At 68.1% G+C, this 23,163-nt stretch carries 22 protein-coding genes, 1 rRNA gene and 1 pseudogene; 11 read left to right on the top strand and 13 right to left on the bottom strand.

The genetic code is table 11. The features are described 5' to 3' along the window. The first annotated feature begins 83 nt into the window (after positions 1 to 83). On the top strand, positions 84 to 983 hold the full coding sequence (locus MYL53_RS00120) for a LysR family transcriptional regulator (RefSeq protein ID WP_247851336.1): 900 nt from the start codon (positions 84 to 86) through the stop codon (positions 981 to 983). A gap of 71 nt (positions 984 to 1,054) precedes the next feature. Here the strand turns inward: MYL53_RS00120 and MYL53_RS00115 are convergent, their stop codons facing one another. Further along, on the bottom strand, positions 1,055 to 1,531 hold the full coding sequence (locus tag MYL53_RS00115; RefSeq protein WP_247851335.1) for a YbhB/YbcL family Raf kinase inhibitor-like protein: 477 nt from the start codon (positions 1,529 to 1,531) through the stop codon (positions 1,055 to 1,057). Between the two features lie 123 nt (positions 1,532 to 1,654). Here MYL53_RS00115 and MYL53_RS00110 point away from each other — a divergent pair, with 123 nt between their 5' ends. Next, positions 1,655 to 2,116: a flavodoxin family protein gene (locus tag MYL53_RS00110; protein WP_247851334.1), complete on the top strand. Its 462-nt coding sequence runs from the start codon at positions 1,655 to 1,657 to the stop codon at positions 2,114 to 2,116. A 37-nt stretch (positions 2,117 to 2,153) separates the two neighbouring features. Here the strand turns inward: MYL53_RS00110 and MYL53_RS00105 are convergent. Then, a pseudogene (locus tag MYL53_RS00105) lies at positions 2,154 to 2,498 on the bottom strand (AMP-binding protein); the annotation flags it as partial. Positions 2,499 to 2,716: 218 nt separating this feature from the next. Here MYL53_RS00105 and MYL53_RS00100 point away from each other — a divergent pair. Then, a complete protein-coding gene (locus MYL53_RS00100) occupies positions 2,717 to 3,388 on the top strand; it encodes a GntR family transcriptional regulator (RefSeq protein ID WP_247851333.1) in 672 nt (223 codons plus the stop codon). A gap of 92 nt (positions 3,389 to 3,480) precedes the next feature. On the opposite strand, the gene fadA is transcribed toward MYL53_RS00100, so the two are convergent. Both fadA and fadB read right to left on the bottom strand, forming a co-directional pair. Next, entirely contained in the window at positions 3,481 to 4,659 is a 1,179-nt protein-coding gene (gene fadA / locus MYL53_RS00095) for an acetyl-CoA C-acyltransferase FadA (RefSeq protein WP_247851332.1), read from the bottom strand. Between the two features lie 20 nt (positions 4,660 to 4,679). Next, positions 4,680 to 6,845, bottom strand: a complete 2,166-nt coding sequence (gene fadB / locus MYL53_RS00090; protein ID WP_247851331.1) for a fatty acid oxidation complex subunit alpha FadB — start codon at positions 6,843 to 6,845, stop codon at positions 4,680 to 4,682. A gap of 189 nt (positions 6,846 to 7,034) precedes the next feature. Between fadB and MYL53_RS00085 the strand changes: the two genes are divergently transcribed. Together MYL53_RS00085 and slyA are read left to right on the top strand one after the other, a co-directional pair. Continuing rightward, positions 7,035 to 8,195 (top strand): DUF5924 family protein, encoded by a 1,161-nt coding sequence (locus MYL53_RS00085; protein ID WP_247851330.1) that lies wholly within the window; start codon positions 7,035 to 7,037, stop codon positions 8,193 to 8,195. A 71-nt stretch (positions 8,196 to 8,266) separates the two neighbouring features. Continuing rightward, on the top strand, positions 8,267 to 8,707 hold the full coding sequence (gene slyA, locus MYL53_RS00080; RefSeq protein ID WP_247851329.1) for a transcriptional regulator SlyA: 441 nt from the start codon (positions 8,267 to 8,269) through the stop codon (positions 8,705 to 8,707). A gap of 53 nt (positions 8,708 to 8,760) precedes the next feature. Here slyA and MYL53_RS00075 read toward each other — a convergent pair whose 3' ends face one another. Next, positions 8,761 to 9,291: a preprotein translocase subunit YajC gene (locus MYL53_RS00075; RefSeq protein ID WP_247851328.1), complete on the bottom strand. Its 531-nt coding sequence runs from the start codon at positions 9,289 to 9,291 to the stop codon at positions 8,761 to 8,763. 105 nt (positions 9,292 to 9,396) lie between these two features. On the opposite strand from MYL53_RS00075, the gene MYL53_RS00070 reads away from it, so the two are divergent. After that, positions 9,397 to 9,849, top strand: a complete 453-nt coding sequence (locus MYL53_RS00070) for a universal stress protein (protein ID WP_247851327.1) — start codon at positions 9,397 to 9,399, stop codon at positions 9,847 to 9,849. Positions 9,850 to 9,925: 76 nt separating this feature from the next. Here the strand turns inward: MYL53_RS00070 and MYL53_RS00065 are convergent, their stop codons facing one another. Further along, a complete protein-coding gene (locus MYL53_RS00065) occupies positions 9,926 to 11,872 on the bottom strand; it encodes an ATP-binding cassette domain-containing protein (RefSeq protein ID WP_247851326.1) in 1,947 nt (648 codons plus the stop codon). Positions 11,873 to 12,008: 136 nt separating this feature from the next. On the opposite strand from MYL53_RS00065, the gene MYL53_RS00060 reads away from it, so the two are divergent. Together MYL53_RS00060 and MYL53_RS00055 are read left to right on the top strand one after the other, a co-directional pair. After that, positions 12,009 to 12,890, top strand: coding sequence for a TatD family hydrolase (locus MYL53_RS00060; protein ID WP_247851325.1), 882 nt, complete (start codon positions 12,009 to 12,011; stop codon positions 12,888 to 12,890). Continuing rightward, a complete protein-coding gene (locus MYL53_RS00055; RefSeq protein WP_247851324.1) occupies positions 12,883 to 13,365 on the top strand; it encodes a hypothetical protein in 483 nt (160 codons plus the stop codon). Before MYL53_RS00060 ends, MYL53_RS00055 begins: the two co-directional genes overlap by 8 nt. 4 nt (positions 13,366 to 13,369) lie before the next feature. Here the strand turns inward: MYL53_RS00055 and MYL53_RS00050 are convergent, their stop codons facing one another. Further along, the gene (locus MYL53_RS00050; RefSeq protein WP_247851322.1) at positions 13,370 to 13,978 is read right to left on the bottom strand and encodes an elongation factor P hydroxylase; all 609 of its coding nucleotides are present in this window, start codon (positions 13,976 to 13,978) and stop codon (positions 13,370 to 13,372) included. A gap of 135 nt (positions 13,979 to 14,113) precedes the next feature. Continuing rightward, positions 14,114 to 15,538: an FAD-binding oxidoreductase gene (locus tag MYL53_RS00045; RefSeq protein ID WP_247851320.1), complete on the bottom strand. Its 1,425-nt coding sequence runs from the start codon at positions 15,536 to 15,538 to the stop codon at positions 14,114 to 14,116. 247 nt (positions 15,539 to 15,785) lie between these two features. Between MYL53_RS00045 and MYL53_RS00040 the strand changes: the two genes are divergently transcribed. From MYL53_RS00040 to MYL53_RS00030, 3 genes are all read left to right on the top strand, one after another. Beyond that, positions 15,786 to 17,234, top strand: coding sequence for an MATE family efflux transporter (locus tag MYL53_RS00040; protein ID WP_247851318.1), 1,449 nt, complete (start codon positions 15,786 to 15,788; stop codon positions 17,232 to 17,234). Beyond that, on the top strand, positions 17,206 to 18,234 hold the full coding sequence (locus MYL53_RS00035) for a DUF3080 family protein (protein WP_247851316.1): 1,029 nt from the start codon (positions 17,206 to 17,208) through the stop codon (positions 18,232 to 18,234). The genes MYL53_RS00040 and MYL53_RS00035 overlap by 29 nt, the downstream gene beginning before the upstream one ends. A gap of 118 nt (positions 18,235 to 18,352) precedes the next feature. Next, the gene (locus MYL53_RS00030) at positions 18,353 to 19,069 is read left to right on the top strand and encodes a hypothetical protein (protein WP_247851314.1); all 717 of its coding nucleotides are present in this window, start codon (positions 18,353 to 18,355) and stop codon (positions 19,067 to 19,069) included. A gap of 15 nt (positions 19,070 to 19,084) precedes the next feature. On the opposite strand, the gene tusA is transcribed toward MYL53_RS00030, so the two are convergent. The 5 genes from tusA to rrf all read right to left on the bottom strand — a co-directional run bounded on the left by tusA (position 19,085) and on the right by rrf (position 23,157). Continuing rightward, positions 19,085 to 19,336 (bottom strand): sulfurtransferase TusA, encoded by a 252-nt coding sequence (tusA, locus tag MYL53_RS00025; protein ID WP_247851312.1) that lies wholly within the window; start codon positions 19,334 to 19,336, stop codon positions 19,085 to 19,087. A gap of 97 nt (positions 19,337 to 19,433) precedes the next feature. Then, entirely contained in the window at positions 19,434 to 20,501 is a 1,068-nt protein-coding gene (rlmM, locus tag MYL53_RS00020; RefSeq protein ID WP_247851310.1) for a 23S rRNA (cytidine(2498)-2'-O)-methyltransferase RlmM, read from the bottom strand. A gap of 47 nt (positions 20,502 to 20,548) precedes the next feature. Then, positions 20,549 to 21,004: a DUF2721 domain-containing protein gene (locus MYL53_RS00015; protein WP_247851309.1), complete on the bottom strand. Its 456-nt coding sequence runs from the start codon at positions 21,002 to 21,004 to the stop codon at positions 20,549 to 20,551. Positions 21,005 to 21,143: 139 nt separating this feature from the next. Then, a complete protein-coding gene (locus tag MYL53_RS00010) occupies positions 21,144 to 22,724 on the bottom strand; it encodes a BCCT family transporter (RefSeq protein WP_247851307.1) in 1,581 nt (526 codons plus the stop codon). A gap of 318 nt (positions 22,725 to 23,042) precedes the next feature. After that, positions 23,043 to 23,157 (bottom strand): 5S ribosomal RNA (rrf, locus tag MYL53_RS00005). Positions 23,158 to 23,163: the final 6 nt, after the last annotated feature.

The following is a 23,163-nucleotide window of genomic DNA, read 5'->3' as shown; positions in this document are numbered from 1 at the left end:
GCATGCTGGACAGCCTAGTGACGGCATCCCCATAATAAAAATGAATCATTGAGATACAACCAATTTCAAAGGCTCATTAATTTATGGATACGGACCTGCTCCGCGCCTTCGTCACCGTGGCCGAGTGCCAGGGGTTCAGCGCCGCCGGCAAGGTGCTGCATCGCACCCAGTCGGCGGTGAGCCTGCAGATCAAGCGCCTCGAGGATCAGATGGGGCAGTCGCTGTTCGAGCGCACCAGCCGCAGCGTGCTGCTGACCCGCCACGGCGAGCGGCTGCTGCCCTACGCCCGGCACATGCTGACCCTCGAGGACGAGGCGCGTGAGGCCCTGGGCGAGCGCCAGCGCGGAGAGCTGATCCGTTTCGCCACCTCCGAGGAACAGGCCAGTGCCTACCTGCCGGCACTGCTGGAGCGCTACGCCCGGCGCTTTCCGGACACGCGCCTCAACATCACCTGCGACATGAGCGCGGCGCTGGTCGGCCAGTTTCAGGAGGGCCTGCTGGACGCGGTGCTGTCGATCCGCCACGTGCCGACCCAGTCGGGACAGCTGCTGGGCTGGGAGCCGATGGTGTGGGTGGTCGCCGAGGACTGCCGGCTGGAGGAATGGGACGTGCTGCCGCTGGCGCTCAATCCGGAGGGCTGCACCTTCCGTGCCCATGCGCTGTCGGCGCTGGGTCGGGACGAACGGCGCTGGGAGATCCGCTACGCCAGCACCTCGCCCACCGGCATCAACCTGCCGGTCCAGGCGGGCCTGGCGATGACGGTGAAGACGCCGCGCAGTGTACCGGCGGGCTGCCGCATCGTCGGCGAGGCGGAGGGCCTGCCGGCGCTGGGACAGGTCGAGATCGAGCTGCATCGCCGCCCGGGCCATACCCGTGAGGCGCTGGACGCTTTTTGCGAGGAACTAGAGCGCATCGTCACCGAAAACGACGACATCGCCGCACCACTGGCGAGCGAAGCGAACGACCCGGCCGCCAACGACTGAGCCCCGCCGATGGCGGGGCTCGCAGGGGCGATCGGCCGGATCGCATCAACCGCACCGACGCAACGGATCGATCAGTCTCTCTGATAGGTGCCGATCAAGCGGTTCATGCCCAGCAGGTGCGGCTCGATCTGTTTCAGCAGCTCGTCCATGGAGATGCCCTCAGGCAGATCGGTGGGCTTGTCCAGCGCCAGCACCATGTAATAGTAAAGGTGCGTGCCGTGGCCCTCCGGCGGCATGGGACCGCCATAGTCGTTGCGCTGGAAATTGTTGCGCCCGCGGGTGCCCCGGGCGGACGCCTCCTCAAGCGAGGTGACGGAGGCCGGCAGGTTGTAGACCAGCCAGTGCACGAAGCCATAGTGGCCATGCTCCACCAACGGCGCATCGGGATCGTGGCAGATCACCGCATAGCCCTTGGTGCCCTCCGGCGGGTTCTCCCAGGCCAGGGGCGGCGAGACATCGTCCCCCTCGCCGGTATATTTGGCCGGGATCGGCTGAAGATTGTCGAAGGCGGAGCTGGTCACCTGCATCTTCGAAAGGGCAAAGGCCATGAGACGTTCTCCCTGATGGGGTCGTGAATACCGGATTCAGCGTCGGCAAGGCGTTCCCACCTGTCAACGCCGCTGTCTTATGTATGATGGCGACTCAGGCACTCTTCAACCCGGCTGGTTCCCATGAAGCGACTGCTGATCGTGGCCCATGCGCCCTCCCCCAACACCCGGCGCCTGCGCGAAGCCGCCGAGCGTGGCGCCCGCCACCCCGATATCGAGGCGATCGAGGTGGTCGTCAGGCCACCTCTCGAGGCCGGCCCGGACGACGTGCGCACCTGCGACGCCATCCTGCTCGGCACGCCCGAGAACCTGGGCTATATGAGCGGCGCCCTGAAGGACTTCTTCGACCGCAGCTACTACGCCGTGCTGGACGAGACCCGGGGGCTGCCCTGCGCGCTCTACATCCGCGCTGGCCATGACGGCACCGGCACCCGGCGCGCCGTGGAAGGCATCGTCACCGGGCTTGGCTGGAAGTGGGCACAGGCCCCGCTGACGCTGCGCGGCGACTGGCAGGACGCCTTCGAGACTCAGGTGGAAGAGCTCGGCATGGCAATGGCCGCGGGGCTCGAGGCTGGCGTGCTCTGACCCCGGTCACCGCCGACAGGCCAGGCATGGTTCTCCCTTATCCTGCCGTGGTAGCCGCCCCCTTCACGGCATAGAGATCGGCATAGGCGTCGCGCAGCCGATTCTTCTGCACCTTGCCCATCACGTTGCGCGGCAGCGCCTCGACGGTGAACACCCGCCTGGGCTGCTTGTAGCGCGCCAGCCGGTCAGCGAGCGCCGCCTCGCCGCCCGGCAGCGGAAAGCCGACCGTGCCGGGGCGGCGCTCGCCGTCGTACGGATTGGAGGTGTTCATGTTGGTCTCGGTCATGCCGTAGCGTTCGAGAATGACATGCCCGGTACGCGCGTAGAACTGCTCATGGGTCTCGGCCAGCAGCGGCGCCGAGCCGGAGACGAACAGCCTCATGCCGCGCCGCCCGGTCGCAGGCAGGACCGTCGCGCTATCCTGAACTGCGGGCCTGCCTGGACATCCATGTTCATCTTCATGCCGCGTCCTCCAGAGAGCGGGCCGCGCCCTTTACAGTGGCTGGTCGCGTTGACTCGACATATGGAATACATGAAGCCGGCTTGTTATATATAACAGATAGGATCACGATATAGTTGTGTCAAGCGGGAGGACAGCAAATGAGCAAGGTTTCCCAGGCGCAGCGACTGCGCGACCTGCTGGAAGACGCCATCATCGAAGGGCGCTACCCGCCCGGAGCGCGCCTCGATCCGGAGGCCCTGGAGCGAGAGTACGACTGCTCGCGCACGCCGGTACGCGAGGCGATCCAGCAGCTGGCGATGTCGGGCATGGTGAAGGTGGTACCGAAGCGCGGCACCTTCGTGACCCAGCTCAGCGTCGCCGAGCTGGTGGAGCGCTTCGAGGTGATGGCCGAACTGGAGGGCATGTGCGCGCGGCTGGCGGCGAGACGCATCGGCGCTGAGGAGCTGAAAGCCCTGCGCGAGGCCCACGAAGCCTGCCGACGCATGGCCGAGGACGGCGACGCCAACGGCTACTACTACGAGAACAGCGTCTTCCACCAGCGCATCTACGAGGCCAGCCACAACGCCTTCCTGGCTCAGGAGGCCACCCGGCTGCACGCGGTGCTGCAGCCCTACCGGCGCATGCAGCTGCACCTGCGCCACCGCCCGGAGCGCTCGCTGGCAGAGCACGAGGCGGTGCTGGACGCCATCGCCGCCGGAGACGAGCAGCGCGCCCAGACCGAGCTCGTGTCCCACGTGCAGATCCAGGGCGAGCGCTTCAACGACCTGGTCGCGTCGGTGCAGCAGCTCCAGCAGACCGGCAACGACTGAGCACAAAAGACGACGGCACCCCGAGGGGTGCCGTCGTCACGATGAGCGGGAAGATGAGCGCCGGGGACGCCGCTGCGCATGCCGCAAAAGCGCTACCTGAGGCGCTCGAACACCGTGGCCACGCCCTGCCCCATGCCGATGCACATGGTGGCGAGGCCGAGAGTGGTATCGCGTTCACGCATCACGTTGAGCAGGGTCGTGCAGATGCGCGCCCCGGAGCAGCCCAGCGGATGGCCCAGGGCGATGGCGCCGCCGTGCAGGTTGACCGCCTCGTCCATGCGGTCGCGCAGGCCCAGGTCCTTGAGCACCGGCAGCGACTGGGCGGCGAAGGCCTCGTTGAGCTCCACGGTCTGGATGTCGTCCATGGTCAGCCCCGCCGCCTTCAGCGCCTTCCTGGAGGCCGGCACCGGGCCGTAGCCCATGATCGAGGCATCGCAGCCCGCGACCCCGGTGGAGAGCACCCGAGCGATCGGCTCGAGGCCCAGCACCTCGGCCCGCTCGGCGCTCATCACCGCCATGCCGCTGGCACCCACCGACAGCGCCGAAGAGGTGCCGGCGGTGACCGTGCCGCCCTTCGGGTCGAAGGCCGGCTTGAGCTCGGCCATTGCCTCGAGGCTGGCGTCATCGCGGATCACCTCGTCACGGTCGACCCGCACCCGGTAGCCGCGCGCGTCATGACCCTCGACGCCGACGATCTCGCGGTCGAAGCCGCCGCCGTCCCGGGCCTCCCTGGCCAGCCGGTGGGAGCGCACGCCGAAGGCGTCCTGCTCCTCGCGCGAGATGCCGTGCATCTTGCCCAGCAGCTCGGCGGTCAGCCCCATCATCATCGCCGCCTTGGCGGCGTGCTTGCTGGCCGCCGGATTGACGTCGATGCCGTGAGTCATGGGCACGTGTTCCATGTGCTCGACGCCGCCGATCACGTAGGCATCGCCCATGCCGGCACGGATGTTGGCCGCGGCGATGTGCAGCGCACTCATCGAGGAGCCGCACAGCCGGTTGACGGTCTGGGCGGGCACGCTGCGGGGAATGCCGGTCATGATCGCCGCGTTGCGGGCGATGTTCATGGCCTGCTCAAGGGTCTGGTTGACGCAGCCCCAGATGACGTCGTCGACCTCTTTCGGATCGAGCCCCGGGTTGCGGTCGAACAGCGCCTGCATGACGGCGGCGGACAGGTTCTCGGCACGCACGTGGCGGAAGGCGCCGTTCCTGGCCTTGGCCATGGCGGTGCGCACGCCATCGACCACCACGATGTCTCTCGGATGCAAACTCATCGATACTGTCTCCCTGTGAATCAGGCCGGGTCGGCGTCGCGGTGGAAGCGCTGGCCGCTGCGCGCCATCTCGCGCAGCCCGTCGGTGGGCGCGTAGAGCGGCCCCAGCTCGGCGGCGAGCTCGTCCGCCTGGGCGACGAAGGCCTCCGCCCCCATGGCGTCGATGTAGCGCAGCGCCCCGCCGCGGAACGGCGGGAAGCCAATGCCGTAGATCAGCGCCATGTCGGCCTCGGCGGCGCTGCCGACGATGCCGTCCTCGAGGCAGCGCACCGCCTCCAGACACAGCGGCACCATCATCCGTGCGATGATCGCCTCGTCGGAGAAGTCCTGCTCGCCCTCGGCCACGCCGCGCACCAGCTCGAGAGCCGCGTCATCCTCGACCTTCTGCGGCTTGCCCTTCCTGTCTTCCTGGTAGGCGTAGAAGCCTTTACCGTTCTTCTGGCCGAGACGCTCGTGCTCGACCATCCGCGGAATCACGCCGCCACTCATGTCACTCATGCGATCGGGGAAGCCTTCCGCCATCACCTCGCCGGCGTGCAGGGCGGTATCCATGCCCACCACGTCGAGCAGGTAGGCCGGCCCCATCGGCCAGCCGAAGCGTTCCATCACCTTGTCGACCCGGCGGAAGTCGGCGCCCTGGGCCACCAGGGCGCTGAAGCCGCCGAAGTAGGGAAACAGGATGCGATTGACCAGGAAGCCCGGGCAATCGTTGACCACGATCGGCGTCTTGCCCATCTGGCGGGCATAGGCGACGGTGGCCGCCACGGCGGCGTCACCGGTCTTCTCGCCGCGGATCACCTCGACCAGCGGCATGCGGTGCACCGGATTGAAGAAGTGCATGCCGCAGAACTGCTCGGGCCGCGTCAGGTGTTCGGCCAGCCGGGTGATCGAGATGGTCGAGGTGTTGCTGGCAAGAATCGCGTCCTCACCCAGCGCCGCCTCGGCCTCGGCCAGCACCGCGCCCTTGACCTTGGGATTCTCCACCACGGCCTCGACCACGAGATCGACCTCGCCGAAGTCGCCGTAGGACAGCGTCGGGCGGATATGGGTCAGCCGTTCGGCCATCTGCTCGACGGTCAGTTTCTTGCGCTCGACCTGCTTGGCGAACAGCTTGCGCGCCTCCTTGAGGCCGAGGTCGATGGCCTCGGCCTTGATATCCTTCATCAGGATCGGCGTGCCCTTGGAGGCGCTCTGGTAGGCGATGCCGCCGCCCATGATGCCGGCGCCCAGCACCGCGGCATGCTCGACGGGGCGCGCCTGTTTCGCGTAGCGACCGCCGGCCTTCTTGACCGCCTGGTCGTTGAGGAACAGCCCCACCAGGTTGTAGCAGACGTCGGTCTTCGCCAGCTTGGCGAAGGACGCGGCTTCGATCGCCTGGGCGCGCTCGCGGGCCTCGCCGGCGCCCTTCTGGATCACCTTGATCGCCTCGATCGGGGCCGGATAGTGCGGCCCGGCCTTGCCGGCCACATAGCCCTTGGCGGTCTCGAAGACCATCATCTGCTCGATGGCGTCGAGCTTGAGGGGTGAGCGCTTCTCGGCGCGGCGGGCCTCGTGGTCGAGCTCGCCGCGGCGGCCACGATCGAGCAGGTCGCGGGCCGCGTCCATCAGCGCCTCATCGGGCACCACGGCATCCACGGCACCCATCCGGAGCGCCTCGTCGGCCTTGTTCTGGGTCCCGCCGGCGATCCATTCGATGGCGTTGTCGGCGCCGATCAGCCGCGGCAGGCGCACGCAGCCGCCCCAGCCGGGCAAGATGCCGAGCTTGGTTTCCGGCAAGCCGATCTGGGCCGAGTCGCTCATCACCCGGAAGTCGGTGGTCAGCGCCAGCTCGCAGCCGCCGCCCAGGGCCAGGCCGTTCAATGCGGTGACGGTGGGAAACGGCAGGTCCTCGATGGCGTTGAAGATGCCGTGCACCCGCTCGAGCATGGTGCGGATCTCGTCCTCGCCGCGCTCGAACAGGCCATGGAACTCGGTGATGTCAGCGCCGACGACGAAAGCTTCCTTGGCGCTGGTCAGGATCAGCCCCTGAAGGCCGGACTCGGCGCCGAGCGCCTCCACCGCCTCGGCGAGCTCGCCGACCACCGCCGACGACAGAGTGTTGACCGACTCGTCGCGGTGGTCGAGGGTCAGGGTGGCGACGGCGTCATCGTCGCGCGCCACGGTGATGGCATTGCCTTGATAGATCATCCACGAATCTCCGTGCAGAAATTCATACGGCCGTTTGATTCCCTCAGCTTGGGCCAGACTCCCGAAAGCGTCAAGCCCTGCCATGGTCTCGATACGCCACGTCATGAATCCTCACGGCATGGCGCCTCCACCGGGGCCGTCGCCTCGCGGCGACTCCCGCCGCGCCCGGCGCCCTGCTAGGATGCATCCATGACTGCTGACCGCCTGCCGCCACCTCCCGATCCCTCTGCTTCCCGCCTCGATGGCTGGCAGCGTCGCCTCACTCGACTGGCGGAGCGTGCCCGCCCATGGCACTGGCTGTGGCCGCCGATCGCCTTCCTCGCCGGCATCGCGAGCTTCTTCCTGGTGGAGCGTCAGCAGTGGCTGGGGGCGGCCCTGGCGCTGGGCATGCTGGTGGCCTGGGTGCTGCTGCTCTCGGAGAGCCTGATCGCCCGCTGGCTGACCCATCGCGGCTATCCTGCCCTGCCCCGCGGCATCACCACCTTCATCGCCCAGATGGTCCACCAGGAGACACTGTTCTTCACCCTGCCGTTCCTGCTGGCAACGACCGTCTGGACCAGCGGCCAGGGCATCTTCACCACGCTGATGCTGGGGCTGGCACTGCTGTCGATCCTCGATCCGCTCTACTATCGTCTGGCCGCCCGCCACCGCTGGCTCTACTTCGCCTTCCACGCCCAGTGCGTGTTCCTGGTGGTGCTGGTGACGCTGCCGACGATACTTCACCTGACCACCGGCCAGAGCCTGGCCATCGCGCTGGCCGCAATGATGGCATTCAGCCTGCCGAGTCTGATGCAGCTGCTGCGGCCGCTGAATCTCGGCCGCTGGCTGGCCATGCTGGCCCTGCTGCCGCTGCTGGCCGGCGTCGGCTGGCTGGGACGCGCCTGGGTGCCGCCCGCCAGCCTGTGGCTCTCGGGGCACGCGCTGTCTCCGTCCTTCGACGAACAGGCCCGGCGCCCGGAGGGCGAGCTACGGCTTACCCCCGAGGCACTGGCCGACCACGGCCTCTACGCCTATACATCGATTCATGCCCCACGGGGCCTCGAGGAGGAGGTGGTTCACGAATGGCGCCACGATGGCATGCTGGTGGACCGCATTCCGCTGCAGATCCAGGGCGGGCGCGAGGCAGGCTATCGCGCCTGGACCCACAAGCGTCACTTTCCCGAGGAACCGTCGGGCGACTGGCGAGTCGATGTGATGACGGCCAGCGGCCAGCGCATCGGCACGCTGCACTTCCGGGTGAGCGAATCGCCCGAACAGGCGACCCTCGCCGACGGCCACATTCGACCGCCGCCGGGACTGCCGGGCCTTGACGTGCGCCACCTGATTGCGCGTCCAGCGAAGACACCGTGATGGCGCACGACTTGCATTACACTCCGAGGCTTCGGACAATCCCTTCAGATTCACCGTTTGCGCAGACACTCATGCAACAAAATATCGGTTTTACGCTATCTCGCTTGCCGCGCCTCTGGCGCGCGGTCATCGACCGCCGCCTGGCACCGGAGGGGCTGACCCAGACGCGCTGGGTCACGCTCTACCATCTCTGGCAGATGGGCGATGACCAGCCCCAGTGCGACCTCGCCCGGACCATCGGCGTCGAGGCGCCGTCACTGGTGCGCACCCTTGATCAGCTCGCCGAACAGGGGCTGATCAAGCGCTGCCCCTGCGACAAGGATCGGCGCACCAAGCGCATCATGCTGACCCCCGAGGCCATGCCGCTGCTCGAGCGCATCGACGCCGTGGTCAGCCAGGCCCGGGAAGAGATGCTCGCCGGCCTCTCCACAGAAGAGATCGACCAGCTCGTCGAGCTGCTGGGCCGCATCGAGGCCAACGGGCTGGCCATCCAGGCCCGGGAAGAGGCCTGACGCGGAGCCTGCCCGGCTGGCTTCGCTCTCCTGCCCGACCCGAAGACGCCGCGCTAGACCCGCGGCGCTTTCGGGTCGGCGTGTTTTTCGGGCCGATCCGGCCGCCCCGCCAGGCCGTCGCGCAGCTCGGCCAGCTGATCGGCCAGCGGCATGAACGCCTCCTTCTCCAGCGATTCGTCCCACCACAGGGTCAGCGCCTCGGCACTCGACTCCACCGCCACCGCATCCTCGGGCAGCCGCACCAGCAGCGCCTCGAAGTGGGCACGCACGCTCGTCGGCATGGCCCGCAGCGGCTCGGTGCGCCAGCGCCAGCCGTCGACGAAGACCTTCAGCGCATCGCTGGCCTCGGCATCGCGCAGCAGCAGGAAATCCGGCCCCGGCTGGCGCGGCGGATAGGTCCATCGATAGGCAGGCAGCTTCTCATCGTCCTGATGCAGCGGCGAGGGATCGAGCCGCACCTGTAGGCCGGCCTGCTTGGCGGCGTCGCGCAGCGTCATGGTGCGCTGCTGGCGGAGACTGGGCCGCAGCCACATGGCCGGGGCGAACACCAGTCCCACCACCAGCGCGATGATCAACCAGATCATAAGCGTTTTCTGTTCCTGTCTTGATGCAAGTCGTTGTCTTGTCTCATCGTGCGTCCTAGAGTGGAAGTCAGCCACTCACCCTAATCCTCTGCCGGAGGCAATGCCATGAGCAACGAGTACAGCCACGTCCTGGTCGCCGTCGACCTGACCAAGGATTCCCACAAGGTGCTGGAGCGGGCGATGCAGATCGCCGACCGCAACAAGGCCAAGCTGTCCATCATGCACACCCTCGAGCCGCTCGGCTTCGCCTATGGCGGCGACATCCCCATGGATCTCACCAGCATCCAGGACCAGCTCGACGAGCACGCCAAGCAGCGCCTGGCCGAGATCGCCGATGCCCACGTGGCCAAGGAAAACCAGCACGTGGTGGTGGGCATGCCCGACACCGAGATCCACCGCTTCGCCGACGAGCAGAACGTCGACCTGATCGTGGTCGGCTCCCACGGTCGCCACGGCTTCGCGCTGCTGCTGGGTTCCACCTCCACCGGCGTGCTGCATGGCGCCCAGTGCGATGTGCTCGCGGTACGCGTCGGCAAGGACGGCGAAGCGGAGGAATAACCCGCCCGGCACACCGCATGAGCCATGTGAAAGGCGCCCCGAGGGGCGCCTTTCGCGTTGGGACTTCGCCGATGGCCTAGGCCTCGCCGGCAGCCATCGCTTCCAACTCCATCCACCGCTCCATGGCGGTCTCCAGCTCGGCCTGGCGGTCGCTCAGGGCCTGCAGGGTCGCGGTCACCGTGTCGTTGTCCTGCTGGTAGAAGGCCGGATCGCCGACCTGCTGCTCGAAATCGGCCACTGCCGCTTCCAGACGTTCGATCTCCGCCGGCAGGCCATCGAGCTCGCGCTGCAGCTTGTAGGACAGCTTGACGCGCTTGGGCGCGGCCTTGGCCGTCGCCGCGCTCTCGCTGGCCGATCCGGCCGGTTCGCTCACCACCGGGGCCTGCTCGGCCACCGGCTCCGCCGCCTGACGGGCCGCGCCTTCCCACGGCGCCGGCGGCAGCTTGCCGCCCTGTCGCACCCAGTCATGGTAGCCGCCCACGTACTCGCGCACGCAGCCCTGGCCCTCGAAGGCCAGCACGCTGGTCACCACGTTGTCCATGAAGGCCCGGTCGTGGGACACCAGCAGCAGGGTGCCGTCGAAGTCGAGCAGCAGCTCCTCGAGCAGCTCCAGGGTTTCCACGTCCAGGTCGTTGGTCGGCTCGTCGAGCACCAGCACGTTGGCCGGCTGGGTGAACAGCTTGGCCAGCAGCAGGCGGTTGGACTCGCCGCCGGACAGCGCCTTGACCGGCTGGCGCACGCGCTCCGGGGTGAACAGGAAGTCCTGCAGGTAGCTCATCACGTGGCGGTCGCGCCCGCCCACGGTGAGCCGGTCGCTGCCCTGAGCGACGTTGTCGTAGACGGTCTTCTCCGGCTCGAGGCCGGCGCGCAGCTGGTCGAAGTAGGCCACCTGCAGCTTGGTGCCCATGCGCACCTGCCCCTCACTGGGCTCGAGCTCGCCGAGCAGGATCTTGAGCAGGGTCGTCTTGCCGGCGCCGTTGCGCCCGATCAGGCCGATGCGGTCGCCGCGCTGCACCTCGAGGTTGAGGTCGCGAATGACCGCCTCGCCGTCGTAGTACTGGGTGACGTGGGACAGCTCCACCACCCGCTTGCCGCTGCGCTCGCCGGTATCCACCGAGAGGCTGGCGCGGCCCTGGCGCTCGCGACGCTCGCCGCGGTCGCGACGCATCTGCTGCAGGGCCCGCACGCGGCCCTCGTTGCGGGTGCGGCGGGCCTTGATGCCCTGGCGGATCCACGCCTCCTCCTGGGCCAGTTTCTTGTCGAACTCGGCGTTTTCGCGGGCCTCGACCTCGAGCTCGTGGGTCTTCTGCTCCTGGTACCTGGCGTAGTCGCCGGGATAGCGCCCCAGGCGGCCGCGGTCGAGCTCGAGGATGTTGGTGGCCAGCCGCGACAGGAAGGCGCGGTCGTGGGTGATGAACAGCACCGCGCCGTTGAAGGCGGACAGCTGTTCCTCCAGCCAGGCGATGGTGTCCAGGTCCAGGTGGTTGGTGGGCTCGTCGAGCAGCAGCAGGTCGGGCTCGACCACCAGCGCCCGGGCCAGCGCCACGCGCCGCCGCCAGCCGCCGGAGAGATCCTCCATGGCGGCATCCGCCGGCAGTCCCAGGCGCGTCAGCACCACGTCGATGCGCTGGTGGAAGGACCAGCCGTCGATGGCCTCGAGGCGGGTCTGCAGCTGGGCCATGCGCGTCATGTCGGGCTCGGCCTGCTGCACCAGATGGTGATACTCGGACAGCAGCTCGCCGGCCTCGGGCAGGCCCTGGGCGACCACGTCGAAGATGGTCTCGCCGGAGGCGGCCGGCAGGTCCTGAGCCAGCACGCCGATCTTGAGGCCGGGCGCGCGCCAGATGGAGCCGCCGTCGGGCAGGTTCTCGCCCGACACCAGCTTGAGCAGGGTCGACTTGCCGGTTCCGTTGCGGCCCACCAGCGCCAGACGCTCGCCCTTCTCCAGCACCAGATCGGCGCCGTCGAGAAGCACATGGGTGCCGTAGGCCAGTTGCAGCTGTTCCAGACGTAGCAGGGTCACGCATTCACCTCATCGTTCGATCAAGCCGCCAGTGTAACGCATGCCCGCCCCGACGTGGCCCCACCCCACCCTCCGCGGGTACAATGCGCGCCCGCTTCCCGCGCGCTAGACGAACCGCCCACAGGAGAGCTTCGCCTTGGCCGACGCCACGCCCCCCTTCGACGACGTGCTGCCCGAGGCGCTGAGATTCCGTTCGCCGGCCCCGCTGGTGGACATCGGCGCCAACCTGACTCACGAGAGCTTCGCCCGCGACCTCGAGGCGACGATCCAGCGCGCCCGCGCCGCCGGCGTCGACACGCTGATCCTCACCGGCACCGACCGCGAACACGCCGAGCAGGCCGTGACCCTGGCCCGCCGCTACCCGGGGCTGTATGCCACCGCCGGCGTGCATCCTCATGACGCCAGCCGCTGGAACACCGAGCTCGAGGCCGCCATGCGCGAGCTCCACCGCCAGCCGGAGGTCGTGTCGGTGGGCGAATGCGGCCTGGACTTCAACCGCAACTTCTCGACGCCGGCCGAGCAGCAGCACGCCTTCGAGGCGCAGCTGGCGCTCGCCGCCGAGAGCAGCCTGCCGCTGTTCCTCCACGAGCGCGACGCCGGGCCGCGCATGCGCGAGATGCTGCACGCCTGGCGCGACGACATCTCGAAGGCGGTGGTGCACTGCTTCACCGCCGACCGCGATACCCTCTACGGCTATCTGGATCTCGACCTGCACATCGGCCTGACCGGCTGGCTGTGCGACGAGCGCCGCGGCCATCACCTGCGCGAGCTGGTGGAGGCGATTCCCGCCGAGCGGCTGATGGTGGAAACCGACTGCCCCTACCTGCTGCCGCGCAATTTACCTGCCAAACTCAAGGGCAGACGCCACGAGCCGGCGCTGCTGCCCTGGATCGTGCGCGAGATCGCCCACTGGCGCGGCGACACGGAAGCCGACCTGGCCCGCACCACCACCGCCACCGCCCGGGCCTTCTTCGGCCTCGACGAGCCTGCCCGCGAGGAGGGGCAACAGAATGGATGATCTACCTGCGTTCATCGCCATCGAGACCGGCGACGACGGCGACCTGCCGCTGTCCATCGCCTGGACCCTGCCCGATGGCCGCGTCAAGCACACCCTGATCCAGCCCGACGACGAGTGGCTGGACGACGAGCTGGTCTCGCTGGGCGCCTACAGCCTGGAGGAGCTCTCCAGCATGGGCGTGAGCCCGCTGGACGTGATCCGCGAGCTGGAGACCGACCACTTCAACGCCACTCTCTACACCGCCGGCGTCGGCGACGACGAGGCGGCGCTGTCACGGCTGTTCGAGACCTACGGGCTGGACCCGTTCGTCGAGCTGGCCCCGGCCGAGAGCCTCTATGCCGATCTGGCGCCCGGCGACTGGTCACGTGCCCGGGGCGAGCTGTTCGGCGAGCTGGGGCTCGAACCGCTGCGCCCCGAAGAGGAAATCCAGGTGATGCTGACGCTGCATCAGCGACTCGGCAACGCCGACCTCTGAGCTCTCAGGCGGGATCGGCGACGGGCGCCTTGCGGCGCTCGAGACACGCCCGGCCCGCCGCCAGCGCCGCCTCGAGCGGCGCGCCCTCGCCTTTGGCCTCACCCGGGTTCTCCCCCCGGCCCTTGCCGTAGAAGACCGCCAGCGCGCTGCGAAAGGCCTCGGCCCGGGCCGGCAGGCCCTCGCGCTCGTAGCGCGCCGCCCGCGCCGCGACCCGCTCGGCGAAGCCCTCGCGGTCGACCTCCACCTCGCCCAGGTTGTCCACGCTGACCTGGAAACGATGCCCGCTGGCGGCGGCGAACAGGGACTCCAGCGCCTGGGGCGCCACCTCCACCGCCTCGAAGTCGCGTTGCTGGTCGGCGTCGCGGCCGTCGGGCAGGTACCAGTAGCCGTAGTCCTCGAGTTCGCGACGCCGCGCGCCGGCGATGCACCAGTGACTGATCTCGTGCAGCGCGCTGGCATAGAAGCCGCGGGCGAAGATCACCCGGTGCCAGGGCGTCTCGGCATCGGCGGGCAGGTACAGCGGCTCGTCGCCGCCGCGGATCAGGCGGGTGTTGCAGGCGGGCAGGAAGAGGCCGTCGAACAGGGCGATGACATCCTCGAGGCGGTGGCTCACGCGGGCTCCGGCGGGGTCGTGAATGGGCGGCACAGTATAGCGAGGCCGCCCCGGCGGCGAAAACCGCCGGGGCGGCCACTTGCACTTCCACTTCCCCCGTACTCCTCACAGCTTCCGCCTCACCGTTCACTCATCTCAGTCGACCCGCTCGGCCGGCGGGATATTGTGATTCAGCCGAAACAGGTTGCCGGGATCGACGCGGGCCTTGAGACGGGCCAGCCGGTCGTAGTGCTGGCGATAGTTGTCCGCCACCCGATGACCGTCGTCGTCGGCCATGAAGTTCACGTAGCCGCCGTCGTCGGTATGGGGACGCAGGGCGCGATAGTAGTCCCGCCCCCAGGCGATGTTGCGCTCGCTATCGGCAGGATCGGCCCAACTCGGGCCCAGCGCCGTGGCGAAGGCCGCATCGCGATAGGCGAAGGCGGTGGCATCGCTTGCGACCCGGCCGCAGGCCCCGTCGAGGGGGAACAGCAGCGTCGCCGTTTCCGCACTGGGCAGGCGCTCGCCGAAGTCCAGGTGCACCGCGATCGCCTCGTCCGTAGGTGCCCCCGAGAAGCAGCCCTTCCAGTAATGGTGAAGCCCCGGCGGCAGCAGCTCGTCGAACAGGGTGTTGATGACCGGATAGGGCATGCGCCGAAGCGCCTGCCCCACGACCTCGCCGAGATCAGCCAGCCACTCGCCGACCCGGGCGTCTTCCGCCTCCGGCCCGCTCCAGCAGCTCAGCACCGCCACCATCGGCCGACCGTGCCAGGCCTCGGGCAGAAACGGCAGCGGCGGCCCTCGGGTGATGGCCAGCAGCGCGCCCAGGGGCTCGGGCGCCTCAAAGATCCGCGCCACATAGCGTCGGATCACCTCGCCGTCGAGCGGATAGAAGGTCGGCCCGCCGAGGATGTCGGGCACCTCGTGCAGGCGATACTCGAAGGCGGTCACCACGCCGAAGTTGCCGCCGCCGCCGCGCAGCGCCCAGAACAGCTCGGTATGATCGTCCTTGCGGCAGCTCAGGCATTCGCCGTCCGCCGTGACGACATCGGCGGCGAACAGATTGTCGCAGGCGAGGCCGAAGCGCCGGTTGAGATAGCCGAGCCCGCCGCCGAGGGTCAGCCCCGCGATGCCGGTGGTGGACACGATCCCGCCCGGCGTCGCCAGCCCGAAGGCCGCCGCGGCCCGGTTGAGATCGGCCCAGGTCGCGCCGCCTCCGGCGCGCAGGGTGCGCGCCTCGGGATCGACCCGGCAGTCGTTCAGGGCTGCGAGGTCGAGCACCAGGCCGCCATCGCAGGTGGCGTACCCCGCCACGCTGTGGCCTCCCCCGCGCACCGCCAGCGGCAGCCCCGTGGTGCGGGCGGCCGCCAGCGTGGCCACCACGTCGGCGGTCTCCGCGGGCTGAACGATCAGCGCCGGATAGCGATCATGCAGGGCATTGTAGACGTGCCGCGCCGCCTCGTAGTCGGCGTCGCCGGGGCGAATCAGACGCCCCTTCACGCGCGACGCCAGCGCTTCGGCAGCGGCCTCGATCTGCGACGGCTCGCCCGGCCCCGACGCAGCCATATCGTGATCTGACATCTCGCACCTCCCGGCGCCCCGCGCCTGCGGATGGTGGATGACGGCCGTGTTCACGGCCCCTTCCCTTTTATCCTCCGTTGCTTCGCGTCCCTCTTTCCTTCACCCCCCTCTTTCTAGGTATAGCGCCAATCGCCGGGCATGGCGGCGCCTCGACGCAACGGCGGCGCGGCGCCGAGGGGCCTGCTAGACTGGCGCGTTCCCCCGACCGCATGGAGCACGGGGCCGACCCTTTCACGGAGCATGATCCTTGGCCCAGTTCATTTCTCAGCTGATCGCCACCACGCGACAGGAAACCCGCCCGCTGATCCGCCTGGCGCTGCCGATCTGCGGCGCCCAGCTCGCCCAGGCCGCCATGAGCACGGTGGACGTGATGATGACCGGGCGGCTCAGCGCCACCGACCTGGCCGCCGTCTCGGTGGGCTCGAGCCTGTGGATGCCGCTGATGCTGCTGATGACCGGCACCCTGATGGGGCTGACACCGGTGGTGGCCCATCTTCTCGGCGCCGGGCGCCGGGACGGCATTCGCCTGCAGGTGCACCAGGCGCTGTGGATCGGCGCGGTGCTGGGCGTGATCGCGGCGGCGCTGCTGTGGACGGCGGTGATGCCGGTGTTCCGGCTGATGTCGGTGCCCGAGGCGGTGGCCGAGCGCGCCGCGGGCTATCTGGGCGCCGTGGCCCTGGGACTGCCGGCGGTCGGCCTGTTCATGGCGCTGCGCGCCTTCTCCGACGGCATGAACCATACCCGCCCGGCGCTGTGGATCAGCCTGCTGGGGCTGGCCGTCAACGTGCCCAGCAACTACCTGCTGATCTACGGCGGCCCGGGGCTCGAGGCCCTGCTGGGCGGCTGGCTGCCGGCACCGATCGCGACCCTGCCGGCACTGGGGGCGGTGGGCTGCGGCATCGCCACCGCGCTGTCGATGTGGGTGATGTGCCTGGCCATGGTCGCCTACACCCGGCGCAGCCGGGCCTACGGCGAGGTCGAGCTGTGGCACTCGCCGACGCCGCCGCGCTGGAAGCCGATCCTCGAGCTGCTCTACGTGGGCGTGCCAATCGGCGTGGCGATCTTCATGGAGGTGACGCTGTTCACGCTGATCGCGCTGTTCATCGCCAGCCTCGGCGAGGTCGTGGTGGCCGCCCACCAGGTGGCCCTGAACTACACCAGCCTGCTGTTCATGCTGCCGCTGTCGCTCGGCATGGCGCTGACGGTGCGGGTCGGCAACGTGCTGGGCCAAGGGCGCCCCGAGGCCACACGCCTGGTGGCCTGCCACGGCCTGCTGATCGCGCTGGCGGTAGCGGTGATCAACTGCCTGCTGCTGTGGTTTACCGCCGAGCCGGTGATCGGCCTCTACACCCACGATCCAGCCGTCGCCCGGCTGACCCTGTCACTGGTGGGGCTCGCCATGATCTACCAGATCTCGGACTCGCTGCAGGCCAACCTGGCGGGCGCGCTGCGCGGCTACAAGGACACCCGCGTGATCATGCTGATCACCCTGATCGCCTTCTGGCTGGTCGGCCTGGGCGGCGGCCACTGGCTCGGCGATCACGGCCTGTTCGGGCTCGTCGCACCGCTCGGGGTCTATGGTTACTGGATCGGCCTGGTGGCGGGGCTGACGGTGGCCGCCCTGCTGCTGGGCGAACGATTGAGACGACGGAGCAAGGCGGTCATCGATGCGGATACCACGCCCCAGGCCTCCTAGGCTCGGCGCCCGGCTCGCGGCGGCGCTGATCGCCCTGCTGCCGCTCGCCGGCTGCGGCGACGGCCCCGTCGAGACGCTGCTGACCGACTATCAGCGGCGCCTGGCCGAACGCCTCGACCTGCCCGCCCCCGAGCGAACGGCGCCCGAGAACATCGGCGATTTTCCCGGTTCCGATGCCCGGCTGTTCGAGATTCCCGAAACCCGCGAGGGGCTGCTCGACGTCTTCGCCCTGCGCGGCTGCCATATCGCCAATCTGGTCGCGGCGCGCAACAACCAGCTCGGCAAGGTCGCCCTGCCCAGCCAGCGCTGGCTCTACGAGCTGGCCCTGTGGCGCCGCTTGAGCGGCTGCTGGAATACCGAGGTCCCGGAGACGCTCGGCGACGGCGACCGGGCGCGTCTCGAGCGGCTCACCCGGCTCAAGACCGAGCAGCTTCCGCGGGCCAGCTGGAACGCGCTGTTCGCCTCGGACGAATGGCTCGACAGCTTCTCCCGGGCCAGCTCGCCGCTACCGCCGGATGCCCTGCACGAGGTGAACGCCCAGTTGCCGGCACTTACCTACCTGCGCGAGGCCACGCTGCATCAGTTCGACCGCGCCTGGAGCGCCGATTCCTCGACGCTTGAAGGCCACCTCAAGACGCTGCGCGACCGGCCGCTGACCGCCGAGCTGCTGCGCGCCCTGATGCTGGCCGAGCGGCGACTGACGGAGAGCTCGCGGCTGCTGGAAACGGCGCTGATCGACGGCCGCTGTCCCGCCGCGACGGCCCGGCTGCCTCGCCCTCCCGAGCCCTGGCTCGACGGCCTGTCTCAGGCGGCGCGCCGCTGGTTCACGGCCATTCAACGCCTGTTCGAGGCCCACAAGGTCACCCCGCGCCCGGCCGTCGAAGGCTATCGGCAGCGCTGGCTATCGCTGGAAACGCCCGGCGCGCCCTGGCCCGCGCTGCAGGCGGCGCGCCTGTCCCATCATGCGCTGCGCGCCGAACTGGCACGTCGCTGCCGCTGAACGCCGGGGCTTAACCTCGGTCATCGGTCTGTGCTATTGATGGGATGACAGTGACGTCGTGCGCTGCCGACCGGCCCGAGGGCCAATGCCGTGATCAAGCCGCCGCTGGAGGGACTTCATGGGTATCCCGCTGTCATCTCGCCCCGCCCGGGTCATCGACCTGGAGACCATGCGCCAACGCCAGCAGGCTCGCAAACGCCTGATTCGCCTCGCGCCCGAGCTCGATGGCCTGGAAATGGTGTATCAACTGCCCGACGAATCCGAGTCCTACTACGGCATGCCCCTGCTCGCCTGGGGGCTGCGCGAGGATGGCGAAGTCGTCGGCCTCGTGCCCTGGATGGAACGCCTGACGCCCTGCCAGGCGCTTGACGACCCGGAACATGGCCACTTCATCGGCTATCGAGATCCGGAAACCGAGGAGCTGTTCGAGCTGCCCCCGGAGCACAAGGTACTGGAGCTCGAGCAGGCCGCCGCCTACTTCGACTACGAAGAGACCGAATCGCCGACGCTGATCCAGCAGCTTCCCGAAACCCAGGGCACACACGCCCTGTGCATGGACGAGGGCGACACGCCCTGGCAGCTCAAGCAGGTGTTCGGCTGGCGGCTCTACAGCGACGGCGCCGTGGAGGCGCTGCTGGCCGACGAACGGCAGGTCGAATCGACGCCGATACTGCCGTGCGACGCCTGCCTCTACCCCGGCCACAGCCGTCATCAGGTGGTGTATTTCTTTCAACGCCAGATCGCCAATCGCATCCGCCGCGAAGATCCCGCGACCCTCGAGGCCCTGGCGCTGATGGTGATGCCCGACGCCGCGGAGAACGGCGACGAGGCGTGACGCACTCGCCCGGGCTCAGCCCAGGCGAATCAGGTAAAGGTACTGGCCATCGGTCTCTTCCTGGGCCAGCAGCTCGTGGCCCAGGAAGCTGCAGAACTTGGGCACGTCGCGGGTGGTCGCCGGATCGCTGGCGATCACCTTGAGCACCTCGCCCGATGCCATGTCTCGCACCTTGTTGTGCATCAGCATGATGGGCTCGGGGCAGTAGAGCCCGGTCGTGTCCAGCTCGGCATCGCCGGCCGGCAGGGAATCCGTGGAAGTCGTCATCGATGACATCGCCTCGTGACACGGTGTGTGATGGAGAACTCGCCGGAATGACGCCGCCTCGGGGCGTCATTCCGTCACGCGGGGCACACGCTCGGGATCAATTGAACAGCCGGACGTGGACCGTCACCTCTTCGCGATCGTGATAGAGATGGCGGCAGGCGATCTCGGCGTCGACCCTCGCCTCACTCAGCGACCGATCGAGCCGTGCCAGGCCCTCGGACACCGCCTCCCAACGCCGCTTCATCGGCAGCTTGAGGTTGAACACCGCCTCGCGACACCAGCGCTTCACCAGCCAGCGCTCGACCATGTCGATCACCCGGGCCGGCTTGTCGACGATGTCGCAGACCAGCCAGTCCAGCCGCATCGGCGGCGCCCAGACGAAGCCATCCTCGCGCAGGTGCTCGACCAGCCCGGTTGCCATCAGGCCGCGGTCCATGGGGCCGTTGTCGATGGCATAGACCTGCATGCCGCGCTTGACCAGCTGCCAGGTCCAGCCGCCCGGGGCTGCGCCCAAGTCCGCCGCCTGCATGCCCTCGGACAGCCGCGTCTCCCACTGATCCCGCGGGACGAATTCGTGCCAGGCCTCCTCGAGCTTGAGGGTCGAGCGGCTGGGGGCGTCATGGGGAAAGCGCAGGCGGCGGATGCCGCCGGGCTGTTCGCTGCGATTGCCGGGAAAGCTCATGCCGAGCTGCACACGATCGCCGTCGGTCCACAGCAGATGCAGGCGTCGGCCGCCCGCCTTGCGGCGCAGGGCACCGCGTTTCTTGAGCATCGACTCGAGCGGACGCTGGAGCGCCTTGATCAGCCCGGACAGCGCCTTGGCATCGTTGGTATCCGGCGTTTCCTGCCACAGCGACTCGAAGCTCCAGCCGCTGGCCACCACCTGTTCGATGATGGGCGATAGACGGTCGTCCCTGGACAGCGCTTCCAGCGGCTCCAGGGCCACCAGACTCTGCCGGGCGAAGACCAGCGACTCGAGCGGCAGCGCGCGATGCAAGGCGTTGGCAGGCCGCTCCTCGGTCAGCACGAAGGCGACGTGGCCGGCCTGGGGCTGTGCCAGGGGATAGCCCTGCCAGCCGAGAGCGGATGCCTTGGCGACAATCTCACCGGCCAGATCGGACTCGAAGCCGGGGCGGCAATAGAACAGCAGCTGCTGAGGGGTCATGGGGCCTCCTGTGAAGGCCCGACAGTCTAGCCGGGCGCGCGCCGGGCTCACAAGTCGCGGGGTAGCTCGTCGTCCTCGGCATCGGCCTTGCGGGCCTCGCCGGACGCACGATGCCGGCTCAGCGCCTCCAGATCCTGGAGCTGGACGTTCAAGGCGTTGGTCGAGATCTTCACTTCCCACAGGGAAAAGAACAGCGAGACCGACAGGCTGATCAGGCTGATGCCGAACAGCACCATGCCCAGCAGCTTGAGCGACAGGAACAGCGCGAACATCGACAGCGTGCAGAGCAAAAAGCTCGATACCCCGGCCATCTGCATGCGCTTGGTCAGGGTGATGCGCTTGCGCAGCAGCAGGATCTGCCGCATCGCCACCTCGTGATGGGTATCGCGATCCTCCTCGGAGAGCTTGCGGATCAGCTGCGCCAGGGTCAGGAAGCGATTGGTGTAGGCCAGCAGCAGCAGGGAAATGGCCGGAAACAGCAGCGCCGGTGTGGTAAGGGTCAAGACATCGACTCCATCGTTGTTAGACTTTGGTCGCATTATACGCGATCCATCGCCCGTGACCGACCCCCGGAAACGCGCCGGCCCCCGAATGCAGCATTCGAGGGCCGGCGACGTCGTCTACACCCGAGACGCTCGAACGTCAGGCGCGCCGAGGTTCTGCGACGATGCCCTGCTCGCGGGCCATGGCCATGGCCGCCTGGGGGCCCGTCCACAGCGAGGGCAGCAGCACCAGCGAGACCGGAATGGCCGTGATGACGATGAACTGCTGCAGCGCACTGATCTGGCCGGCGCCCATGTACAGCAGGATAGCCGCCATCAGCGCCATGGCGATGCCCCAGAAGGCCCGCACCAAGACATTCGGCTCGTCATGACCGGCGCCTACGACCGAGATCGCGTAGCTCATGGAATCGCCGGTGGTGGCGACGAAGATGGTCGTCAGCACCAGGATCGCCAGCGCCATCAGCGGCCCACCCGGCAGCGCCTGGGCCACGGTCAGGGTGGCGACGTCGAACTGGAAGTCGTTGAGCGCCGCAGTCAGGTCGATGGCTCCGGTCAGCTGGTAATGAATGCCCGAACCGCCCAGCAGGGTGAACCAGATCGTGGTGGCGATGGGCGCCATGACCGCTACGGCCAGAATCATCTGGCGAACGGTGCGCCCGCGTGAGATGCGCGCCACGAAGATCGCCATCAGCGGCCCATAGCCGATGAACCAGGCGAAGAAGAACACCGTCCACCACTGCATCCACCAGGCCGGCGCGGTCTGCGATGTCATGGTCGCCATGGGGAAGAACGAATTCAGGTATTCGCCGAAGCCCTGGGTGAAGGCGTTGATCAGGAACTGAGTCGGCCCGAACAGGAAAATGACGGCGGCGATGGCCAGCGCCAGAATCACGTTGAAGCGGCTCAGCCACTGGATGCCACGATGGATGCCGGTCATGGCCGAGGTCACGTAGACCGCGCCCAGACCGATCAGGATCACCAGCTGGGTGCCATAGCCCTCGGGCAGCCCGAACAGCTCATGCAACCCGTAGCTCACCTGAGTCGCGAGGAAACCGATCGGTCCCACGGTACCCGCTACCACGGCAATCACACACAGGCCATCCACCACGCCACCGAACCAGCCATGCATCACACGCTCACCAAGCACGGGAGTCAGCAGGGTACGCGGCTGCAGGGGTAGCCCCCGCACGTAGTGGGCATGAGCCAGCACCACCGCCGTCAGCGAACCCAGCACCGCCCAGGCCAGAAACCCCCAGTGCATGAAGGACTGTGCCAGGGCACCGGCGATCGCCTCGGGCGTACCCGCTTCGGTGTCGAAGGCCGGTGGCGTGACCACGAAGTGATAGACCGGCTCGCCGGCGGCGAAGAACACCCCTCCCCCGGCCAGCAGGGTACACATGATGATCGACAGCCACTTGAAGGTACTCATCTCCGGCGCATCGAGATTGCCGACCTTGGCGCCGGCCGCCGGTGAAACGGCCACGCCCATGGCAATCAGGAAGGTCAGCAGCAGCAGCCACTGGAAATAGCTGCCCAACGTCTTGGCAGTCCAGGCAAAGCCGGCGGCAATGCCATCGGCCACCATGTTGACGTCATACAACGACAGGACGATGAAGCCCAGAATGAAGCCGATGCTGACGCCGAGCACGACCGGGTCGCCCAGCCGCCGGTCGGCGAAGGGCATGGCGCTCGTCGAGGAACGGGAGTGTGTTTCACTCATGCAATGCTGTCGGCCGAAGTGGGCCGCGCTCTCCTATCGATCAGGGGAATGAAGGGTGTGGATACATCGCGCGAGGCAGTCAGCTGTGGAAAAGACTCAGTCTGCCCATATGGCGGATATTGGACATGCCGATCCGGGTATCCGCGTCGGCCCTCTGTCAGTACGGAATCGCCAGACATGCGCCCGGCGGGCGACTCGATGGTCCATCGAAGCCGACATGCGCAGCGTCATGTTGATAACAGGACAGGAAAAAATCATCGAGCGGTGAAAAAGAAAAGCCCCGACCTCTGATGAGGCCGGGGCTTTTCCGGTATAAGTGCCTGACGATGACCTACTCTCACATGGGAACTCCCACACTACCATCGGCGCTGAGCGGTTTCACTGCTGAGTTCGGCAAGGGATCAGGTGGTTCCCGCACGCTATGGTCGTCAGGCGAAAA

The organism is Halomonas getboli, assembly GCF_023094245.1.
Lineage (GTDB): Bacteria > Pseudomonadota > Gammaproteobacteria > Pseudomonadales > Halomonadaceae > Halomonas > Halomonas getboli.
This window is presented reverse-complemented; position numbering and strand designations above follow the sequence as displayed.

Coding starts and splice junctions, on each gene's coding strand:
- MYL53_RS00110 (WP_247851334.1), top strand. CDS start 1,655: ATGAAGCGACTGCTGATCGTGGCCCATGCGCCCTCCCCCAACACCCGG.
- MYL53_RS00035 (WP_247851316.1), top strand. CDS start 17,206: ATGCGGATACCACGCCCCAGGCCTCCTAGGCTCGGCGCCCGGCTCGCG.
- fadA (WP_247851332.1), bottom strand. CDS start 4,659: ATGAGTTTGCATCCGAGAGACATCGTGGTGGTCGATGGCGTGCGCACC.
- MYL53_RS00070 (WP_247851327.1), top strand. CDS start 9,397: ATGAGCAACGAGTACAGCCACGTCCTGGTCGCCGTCGACCTGACCAAG.
- MYL53_RS00010 (WP_247851307.1), bottom strand. CDS start 22,724: ATGAGTGAAACACACTCCCGTTCCTCGACGAGCGCCATGCCCTTCGCC.
- rlmM (WP_247851310.1), bottom strand. CDS start 20,501: ATGACCCCTCAGCAGCTGCTGTTCTATTGCCGCCCCGGCTTCGAGTCC.
- MYL53_RS00085 (WP_247851330.1), top strand. CDS start 7,035: ATGACTGCTGACCGCCTGCCGCCACCTCCCGATCCCTCTGCTTCCCGC.
- MYL53_RS00075 (WP_247851328.1), bottom strand. CDS start 9,291: ATGATCTGGTTGATCATCGCGCTGGTGGTGGGACTGGTGTTCGCCCCG.
- MYL53_RS00100 (WP_247851333.1), top strand. CDS start 2,717: ATGAGCAAGGTTTCCCAGGCGCAGCGACTGCGCGACCTGCTGGAAGAC.
- MYL53_RS00055 (WP_247851324.1), top strand. CDS start 12,883: ATGGATGATCTACCTGCGTTCATCGCCATCGAGACCGGCGACGACGGC.
- fadB (WP_247851331.1), bottom strand. CDS start 6,845: ATGATCTATCAAGGCAATGCCATCACCGTGGCGCGCGACGATGACGCC.
- tusA (WP_247851312.1), bottom strand. CDS start 19,336: ATGACGACTTCCACGGATTCCCTGCCGGCCGGCGATGCCGAGCTGGAC.
- MYL53_RS00120 (WP_247851336.1), top strand. CDS start 84: ATGGATACGGACCTGCTCCGCGCCTTCGTCACCGTGGCCGAGTGCCAG.
- MYL53_RS00045 (WP_247851320.1), bottom strand. CDS start 15,538: ATGTCAGATCACGATATGGCTGCGTCGGGGCCGGGCGAGCCGTCGCAG.
- slyA (WP_247851329.1), top strand. CDS start 8,267: ATGCAACAAAATATCGGTTTTACGCTATCTCGCTTGCCGCGCCTCTGG.
- MYL53_RS00115 (WP_247851335.1), bottom strand. CDS start 1,531: ATGGCCTTTGCCCTTTCGAAGATGCAGGTGACCAGCTCCGCCTTCGAC.
- MYL53_RS00030 (WP_247851314.1), top strand. CDS start 18,353: ATGGGTATCCCGCTGTCATCTCGCCCCGCCCGGGTCATCGACCTGGAG.